The sequence below is a fragment of the Shigella sp. FC1567 genome (assembly GCF_001743015.1).
Taxonomy (GTDB): Bacteria; Pseudomonadota; Gammaproteobacteria; order Enterobacterales; family Enterobacteriaceae; genus Escherichia; species Escherichia coli.
This window is the reverse complement of sequence record NZ_MIIV01000107.1, coordinates 1-7,183: the sequence shown is the minus strand read 5'-3', so window position 1 is coordinate 7,183 and position 7,183 is coordinate 1. Positions and strand designations below refer to the sequence as shown.

Here is a 7,183-nt window from a genome sequence, read left to right as displayed (position 1 = left end):
AAAGGTTCTCAGTATGTATCGCTGGCCTACACACAGCGGCTTAAGGAAGCCGGATTACTGGCATCAACAGGAAGTACAGGCGACTCGTATGACAACGCGATGGCGGAGAGCATCAATGGTCTTTACAAAGCGGAGGTAATACACCGTAAGAGCTGGAAAAACCGTGCAGAAGTGGAACTGGCCACACTCACGTGGGTGGACTGGTATAATAATCGACGATTGCTGGAAAGGCTGGGCCACATCCCTCCGGCAGAAGCAGAAAAAGCTTATTATGCTTCCATCGGAAACGATGATCTGGCAGCCTGAGTTCACAGATAAAACACTCTCCAGGAAACCCGGGGCGGTTCAGTTGCGTGATTTATGCTCAATAAAATAAGCCTCCACTCCCAGCAACATCTTTGTATAACCAACACGGGCAGATTTAATCAGGTTAACAGTGCGAATCAAATCGTTGCCCATACAGTTCATGATGCCAACCTGAAACGGCAGTGTTTCCCACCGCCCCGGGGTATAAGACGACTCTTTAGGAAGGTAATAATGTTTATTGGCCCACTGAACTGTCGTCAGTGGAACAGGAATAATGAGAGATAAAAGCCCTGTAGCTATCGCACCGGCTGCATTAGCTGCCTTCTGTGCGTCTGAAATCATCGATCCACCCGCCCACGTTTTCACCGGCCTTAGCTGCAACATTGGAGGCTTTCGCGATTTCAGTTTTCACCACATCAAGGTGTGATGGTGAAATGTCCGGATATTTACGCTGTAATGTCAACGGCACACGCACAAGTATCCCCGAAATCTCCTGTGCCACACGTTGCAGAATGAAGGTAAACAGTTCAGTTTCCAGCACCACTCCGTCTTCACGGGCATTTTTCAGTTCCTGCGCATCTGCCTGCGCTTTTGTGAGCCGGTAGCGTTCATAGTCAATGGTGCCGGGTTGTAAATCTGACTCCGCTGCCGCACGCAAATCGGCCAGTTCTTTGCGGAGCTTTTCGTTTTCGATATCAGTTTCCCTCTGCGCATACCACTGAATTGCCATGGCAGTATCAAATACAGATTCAATGCCCTTACTGCCTTTGGAGACGCAAGGGAGCCCCTGAGACTGCCAGCGTTCAATCGTCCGCGGGTCCACGTTAAAAATTTCGGCAAGCCTCTTTTTATTAACCTTCATAGAACAACCCATTATCAAATACAAGGCCCGACATGAAAACGCCAGAAAAAGGCATTTTCGGACACTTTCATGTCGACATTTATGAATGCAATATTAAAAAAAACAAAAAGTTATATTCGAGAAGTACCGACACGATTTACCCTGAAAAATTTTCATAAATAGTGAAAAACCGCGAGGTCGCCGCCCCGTAACGATCTGGATCACCGGAAAGGACCCGCCAACGACTTTCGCGTGCAGGCATTAAAAATTTTGCAGTTCCATGCCTAGTTGAAACCTCGATTTCTATAACATCCAATTTTGTAAATTTAGATATAGCTCAACTTTTCCCAATGTTTTCAAGTGTATAAAAACAATTGGCGTTACGCCATAACACTATACTTAGGATAAGTAAAGATTTTAAGGAGTTTTAATGAGTCAACATCAATATTATCCACAGCTGAAATGGAAGCCTGCTGAATATGAATCTCTGATGCTTTTAGATCAAACTACGCTCTCTGGTTTTACTCCGATCATTACCATTCCAGACATAGACTGGGATTATGAAAACGAATGCTACAAGAAGAGTTTGAGTTCTTACTTATCTGACTTCGGTATTAACCTTGCGGCATCCTGGAAAGCCAATCGTCCTGTTTTGCTGGATGTTAAATATTTAGATAAACATGGTTCGAGCCGCCATCATCCTCTAGATATGTGTATCCAAGATGCTAGAGTAAATGGTAAGGAAATTATCCCTGTTGTTTCTCCCGCATATTCAACAAACTATATACATGCTGTTCAACGCAACTTAATCAATGGGCTCGCTATATCTATCACCCCCCAGACATGGCACCAATTCACAAGTCTGGTTAACCACTTAAATATTCATCCTAGTTTAATTGATGTAATCATTGATTTTGGAGATATTCAAAACGCAACTGATAGTTTAAAACAACAAGCATTAAGCATGGTCAACACATTATCAGGCCAAGCTCCGTGGAGAAACTTGATTTTATCTTCAACCGCATACCCGGCATCACAGGCAGGGATACCGCAACATCAAGTTCATCATATTCCGCGCCATGAATACGATCTTTGGATGTACGTAGTACAGAATTTTAGCAATGGAAGAACGCCAAGTTTTAGTGATTATCCCACCGCTAGCTCTACCATTACGAGCGTAGACCCACGCTTCATGTCTCAGTATGTCTCAGTGAGATATTCGAACGATACCTCATGGATCTTTGTAAAAGGTACCGCAGTTAAAGGAAATGGATGGGGCCAAACTAAAAACTTATGTACTACCCTTGTTAGTTCGCCAGAGTATCAAGTCTTTGGCTCCAAATTTAGTTGGGGGGATGATTACATTTACCAAAGATCATTAGGCGCTAACAAATCTGGCGGCTCTAAAGAATGGCGTAAAGTTGCACATACGCACCATATTACGTTAGTCGTGAGACAGCTTTATTGGTTGGCGCAGACTCAGCCTGCCAAGCCTTAACTTTCCAGCCTACGCGTTTCTTTAAGGCTGTTCTGACTTCAGGCCTGAGATTCGCTATTGGAATATTTTCCGCAATAATATTCCATAACTCAAATCGGGGCTTGCTTTTGATTCCTTTGGAATAGCCCCATCGTTCAAGTACGTCGATACATTCATCTTTCCAAAGCAATTGAGCGAGCATCAATGTGTCATGGTTTCGATTAAGCTTTTCTCCACGCATGTGCTTTATAAGAATGGCGCCTTTTGGCCCAACAGAAACCGTTTTAACGCCCCACCAACCTGGGATTAACTTTAATGCTCCCTCAAGGTGTTTCTCAGCTACGACAAGAGTAACCTTGTCCATTACAGAAGAATAATGCTTGATTTGAAGAGGCAAACGCTCCAAAGAGTCATATTCACTTTTGAGCTCGTACCCGTGTATAACACCATTTATTACAGCAATGTCTGCTCTACTGGCGCCAAGGGATATGGAAAATTCATCGACCACAAGGCAGTCTGGATCTAAATGCGATTCTTTCAAAAGCTTATGATGCACCGCGAACCTAACATCTTGATCTTTCATGACTTCTCCTTACTCCCTCCGTTATTGAATTATAGCGCACTGCATTTTACTGCATTTGAGAGATTTGACCACTTCAATCACAAAATGCTTATCTGCAGCAACAAGATTCATAGCCATACGACTATGGTGATTACCTTTTGTCTGGAAAACTGACCATTCCACGAAGATCAGATAGGTCTATAGAATCTTGGTTTGTCATAGCGTTCGTCTTACTTTGAGATGAACCTTTGCTGCATAGGAGATCAGCCCGTCAAGGCTCACCAGCACTAACTGACTACTCAAAGGCTCATTCCAAAGGGTTTGGTTCGACGTGGTTGAGTGCGCTGCGGTGCGCGGTGAAATACCTGTACAAAAATGCCCCGCATCTGCGAGGCATTTTCCTGAAAGTCACGTATTAAATTTCAGTGAAATTAAAATTATTTTAAGCACTGCGTCCTGATGTACTCCTGCAGGTAGTTGACCTGAGCGGTTATCTTGTCGATTCCACTTCGGAGACGGTAATAATTGAGTTCAGCATCTGCTGTAAGTCTTGGGCTTTCTCCATCGCCCATGCTGCTGGCTCCGGTCGTTGACTTTGCACAGGTGGCGGCGACTTGCAGGCGCTTACGCCCAGCAGAAACATCAGCACGAAGACTTTCGATAGTCGCGTTAGCATCAGCAAGCTCCTTTGTGTATCTGGCGTCGAGTTCTGCTACATCACGCTGACGCATCTGCATGTCAGTAATTACCACGTTCGCCAGCTTCAGTTCTCTGGCATTTTTGTCGCGCTGGGCTTTGTAGGTAATGGCGTTATCGCGGTAATGATTAACAGCCCATGACAGGCAGACGATGGTGCAGATAACCAGAGTATAAATAATCGCTGCGACTCTGCTCACTGATCTATCCCCCAACAGGCTAATGCGCTTTCCTGGTCACGACGAATAACCTGTCCATAGCAGTTATTTGAACGTATGCGGCAATCGCGCCCACCATCTTTTATCCACCAGCGAATCGCCTCGCATGCGCCCTTACGATCACCGGCATTCAGCCGCTTATAAAACGTCGACGGGAAACACTTACCGGGGCCAATGTTATAGGGACAGAATGACGCTATACCCGCTTTCTGTGGTTCGGTCAGTGGTACTTTAATATTGCGCTCCACCCATGCCAGCGCCTTATCACGTTCAATAGCGTTAACCTGGTCGCATTTTTCCTTCGACAGCTTCATTCCCGGTATGACGGGCTTACCATCCACCATTGTGGCACCACGACAGATGGTCCATATACCGGAACCATCGCGGTATGCCGTAGTGTGGTTACCCTCTTTTTCATCCAGAAACTGGTCAAGTATTTGAGGAGCAGACGCGCCTGCAGCAATCAGCGCCAGAACAGCAGCTGACAGGCCGTATTTGATTTTTGCGCTCATGGATATTTATCAGGATGCTACCAATGAAAGATACTGGAAAGCCAACTGCAAAAAGCTAACAACCCGTAATCGAGTTATCAGAACTGTTAATTTTTATGGTATACCGCGCCTCTGAACAGGGGCGCGTTTCTGGCAACAGCTCGTCCCCTTCACATAACCCGGCAGCAACATCCATGAAGACCTGTCTGATGCTCCTTCTGGCTGCTGCCTCATAAAACTCCAGCGCGGCACCTTCAACACGGTCCAGCGAGATGTCCAGGTCAAAAATTTCACCGTCAAAGCGTTTTTTGTCCCGTAACGCTAAAGTTACCGTAACTTTATTCTCAAAATTGCGGCTCCCTTTCACAATCAGTTCATAGTTTTGAGTCATTGAATTACTCTCCCCGTGCAGCCTTACGACGGTCCTCTCTGATTTTGAAATACAGGTTAGTCAGATATGTCAGCAGCCCAAACAGCAGACTCCCCAGCACGCCTATTGCCGCCCACTGAGACGGGGAAACCCTGTCCAGCAACTGCAGGAACCAGTAGCCCGTTCCCACCGCTGACGTGGTGTATGACACACCTGTTGTGATTTTTTCCATCTGGTACATACCCCGTCTCCCGTTATCCGGAAGCTGACAACAATAAAAAAAGCCACCAGTTAAGTACTGATGGCTCTGATAACTCATGCAGGCATCTCAGACGACCCACTGACACTACCGGTGAGTTTAACGATACCTTCCATTTGACTGGCTCACTTTTTATGATGATGCTGGTGCATTTATCTCCAGCACCAGACTTTCTATCTCAACGCCATACGCTGCATTTTTGGTAATATCCGTCAGCGTCAGCGCATTCAGCCCCAGTGTCAGACTGTCTTTTATGACCTGGAATGCCGGGCCAGCCACTCCATTCAGTTTCGGAGTAACCGTGGCACTGCCGGCGGTGAACACCAGCTCCAGCGTCTGCCAGTCGTTACTGTAATTCCCGAACTCGCCCAACTTTGTGTTTCCTGCTTTCCTGTGATGCATCAGATTCAGTTTGCCGTCTGTGGTCTGGGTGAAGAACGACATCAGGAACGGGTTACCAGTCCCGGTCATCGCCACGACGTCAGGTAACGCTACATCGGTATACAGATAAATTCCCAGACCGAACTGGTTGTTGGTCAGTGCGCCTGACAGTCGAAACTTACAGCTCAGTCTGCCACCCCGTGTCAGCAGGGAGACTGCGTCATCCACCGGATGCATCAGGGACCAAGGTTTATTGCTCTGCTTGGTAACCTTAAACACACCATCTTCCAGCGCAACACTGCCGCCAGTGATGGTCCAGCCCTGCGCAGCAGCCTCTCCGGCTGTCGGCAGCAGGGAGACTGTACGAACGGATGTGTCACCATCAGACGGCCCCGATGGAGTGTCGCCGCCGGGCGAGGGTTTGATTTCCGGTGCCTTACCACTAATGAAGGCTAAGGTGCGACCGGCTACGTTCAGAATAGCAGTTGCCATACGATCGGGAATAATGCCACGACGCGCCCATGAGCTGAAATGCGTCGGGCGATTTGATGATACCCAGTTTTTGTTCGTTCGGGATGCCGAACCGTAATAACCAGACCCGGCAATATCAGGATCTTCTGACGGGTTGTTTGTCGGTGTATTAACTCCGCTACCATCGGTCATAAAGGGAACAAAATAAATCTGCTGGGATTCTTTACCTTTATATGCACCATATACCACTTCATATTGCGTACCGTGTTCTTGTTTCCACGCGTATGTCGTGTCGCCACAAATCCAGGGGACTGATGCCGGACTTCCACCGTGACACTGCGCCGCCAGCCCGGCAAGGTCAGCACGGAACTGCTGTACCATTGCAAGAAATGCTGCTGGCTGCTGGGCGTAACTGGCATTCGTCATATCGAATTCCCCCTGCATCCAGCATATCGCCAGCAAAACGTTTTTCGGATTTTTCTGCAATGCTGCCTTCGTGCGGAAAAGCAGATCCTGATATAACGGCTTACCCACTCCCCAGCGAGCCGAATCCTGACTGGCCCCCGTGGACTCGCTGAATGTCCCCTCCGTGCCCTGGGTGAATGCCGAACCACCACGACAGCATGGTACCAGCAGGATCCCCGCGTTATTAGGGATATACGGAAGCAGTTTTTTGGCAATATGTAAGCCCTGTCCGACACAGCCGTACTGCCCTTTGCTCAGGTCAGCCCGGGGATGATTAATCGTACTCATATCCTGAACATCATGCAGACAATGGTCAGCAGGAATGATGTCGTTAAATACGCATACTTCACCACCGGGAGTCACTGTGTTACGACGGGCCAGTTGCTTAATGCGCGGATGGGGCGCATCGTATGAATCCGGAAGCGGAAGCCCTTCACCGTAAGCCATGGCATTGGATTGCCCGGCCAGTACGATGACGTAGTACCACTCCGGCTCAGTTGCACCACTGACGACCACATCACCTTCTGCTGCAATCGCCTGCATCAGGGTATAAGGGGTTATGGCCACCGGACTACCAAACGGCTGCCAGCCCTCTTTCAGTTTATGTGTCAGCTTTTCCGCAAGATCTGACGGCGACGCCGCCCTG

Annotated in this window: 9 protein-coding genes and 1 pseudogene; 2 read left to right on the top strand and 8 right to left on the bottom strand. The window is 47.8% G+C overall.

The window, feature by feature from the left end; translation table 11 throughout:
• Positions 1–306 (top strand): integrase core domain-containing protein (locus tag BHE85_RS08020; protein WP_032232747.1); only part of this gene is annotated, 306 nt, incomplete at its 5' end.
• A 42-nt stretch (positions 307–348) separates the two neighbouring features.
• On the opposite strand, the pseudogene BHE85_RS08015 reads toward BHE85_RS08020, so the two are convergent.
• Together BHE85_RS08015 and BHE85_RS08010 are read right to left on the bottom strand one after the other, a co-directional pair.
• A pseudogene (locus BHE85_RS08015) lies at positions 349–648 on the bottom strand (phage terminase large subunit family protein); the annotation flags it as partial.
• Positions 620–1,168 carry a terminase small subunit gene (locus BHE85_RS08010; protein ID WP_000867575.1) on the bottom strand — a complete coding sequence of 183 codons (549 nt, stop codon included), beginning with the start codon at positions 1,166–1,168 and terminating at the stop codon, positions 620–622. The pseudogene BHE85_RS08015 and the gene BHE85_RS08010, both read right to left, overlap by 29 nt.
• Positions 1,169–1,577: 409 nt before the next feature.
• Between BHE85_RS08010 and BHE85_RS08005 the strand changes: the two genes are divergently transcribed.
• Positions 1,578–2,645 (top strand): beta family protein, encoded by a 1,068-nt coding sequence (locus tag BHE85_RS08005; RefSeq protein WP_000077907.1) that lies wholly within the window; start codon positions 1,578–1,580, stop codon positions 2,643–2,645.
• On the opposite strand, the gene BHE85_RS08000 is transcribed toward BHE85_RS08005, so the two are convergent.
• The 6 genes from BHE85_RS08000 to BHE85_RS07975 form a co-directional block, all read right to left on the bottom strand.
• Positions 2,587–3,207 carry a sce7726 family protein gene (locus BHE85_RS08000; RefSeq protein WP_000654791.1) on the bottom strand — a complete coding sequence of 207 codons (621 nt, stop codon included), beginning with the start codon at positions 3,205–3,207 and terminating at the stop codon, positions 2,587–2,589. The two genes, BHE85_RS08005 and BHE85_RS08000, sit on opposite strands and share 59 nt — an antisense overlap.
• Before the next feature lie 416 nt (positions 3,208–3,623).
• Positions 3,624–4,082: a lysis protein gene (locus BHE85_RS07995; protein ID WP_000091924.1), complete on the bottom strand. Its 459-nt coding sequence runs from the start codon at positions 4,080–4,082 to the stop codon at positions 3,624–3,626.
• Positions 4,079–4,612, bottom strand: coding sequence for a lysozyme (locus tag BHE85_RS07990; RefSeq protein WP_001274714.1), 534 nt, complete (start codon positions 4,610–4,612; stop codon positions 4,079–4,081). The genes BHE85_RS07995 and BHE85_RS07990 overlap by 4 nt, the downstream gene beginning before the upstream one ends.
• A 55-nt stretch (positions 4,613–4,667) precedes the next feature.
• A complete protein-coding gene (locus BHE85_RS07985) occupies positions 4,668–4,982 on the bottom strand; it encodes a DUF1327 domain-containing protein (protein WP_128832476.1) in 315 nt (104 codons plus the stop codon).
• A gap of 4 nt (positions 4,983–4,986) precedes the next feature.
• Positions 4,987–5,202: a class II holin family protein gene (locus tag BHE85_RS07980; RefSeq protein WP_000284510.1), complete on the bottom strand. Its 216-nt coding sequence runs from the start codon at positions 5,200–5,202 to the stop codon at positions 4,987–4,989.
• A 150-nt stretch (positions 5,203–5,352) separates the two neighbouring features.
• Positions 5,353–7,183, bottom strand: a 1,831-nt coding sequence (locus BHE85_RS07975) for a DUF6645 domain-containing protein (RefSeq protein ID WP_128832475.1), incomplete at its 5' end; no start/stop codon positions are given.

What these genes read in the sequence shown, in the direction of transcription:
- BHE85_RS08010 (WP_000867575.1), bottom strand. Translation starts at nt 1,168, where the DNA reads ATGAAGGTTAATAAAAAGAGGCTTGCCGAAATTTTTAACGTGGACCCG.
- BHE85_RS08005 (WP_000077907.1), top strand. Translation starts at nt 1,578, where the DNA reads ATGAGTCAACATCAATATTATCCACAGCTGAAATGGAAGCCTGCTGAA.
- BHE85_RS08000 (WP_000654791.1), bottom strand. Translation starts at nt 3,207, where the DNA reads ATGAAAGATCAAGATGTTAGGTTCGCGGTGCATCATAAGCTTTTGAAA.
- BHE85_RS07990 (WP_001274714.1), bottom strand. Translation starts at nt 4,612, where the DNA reads ATGAGCGCAAAAATCAAATACGGCCTGTCAGCTGCTGTTCTGGCGCTG.
- BHE85_RS07985 (WP_128832476.1), bottom strand. Translation starts at nt 4,982, where the DNA reads ATGACTCAAAACTATGAACTGATTGTGAAAGGGAGCCGCAATTTTGAG.
- BHE85_RS07980 (WP_000284510.1), bottom strand. Translation starts at nt 5,202, where the DNA reads ATGTACCAGATGGAAAAAATCACAACAGGTGTGTCATACACCACGTCA.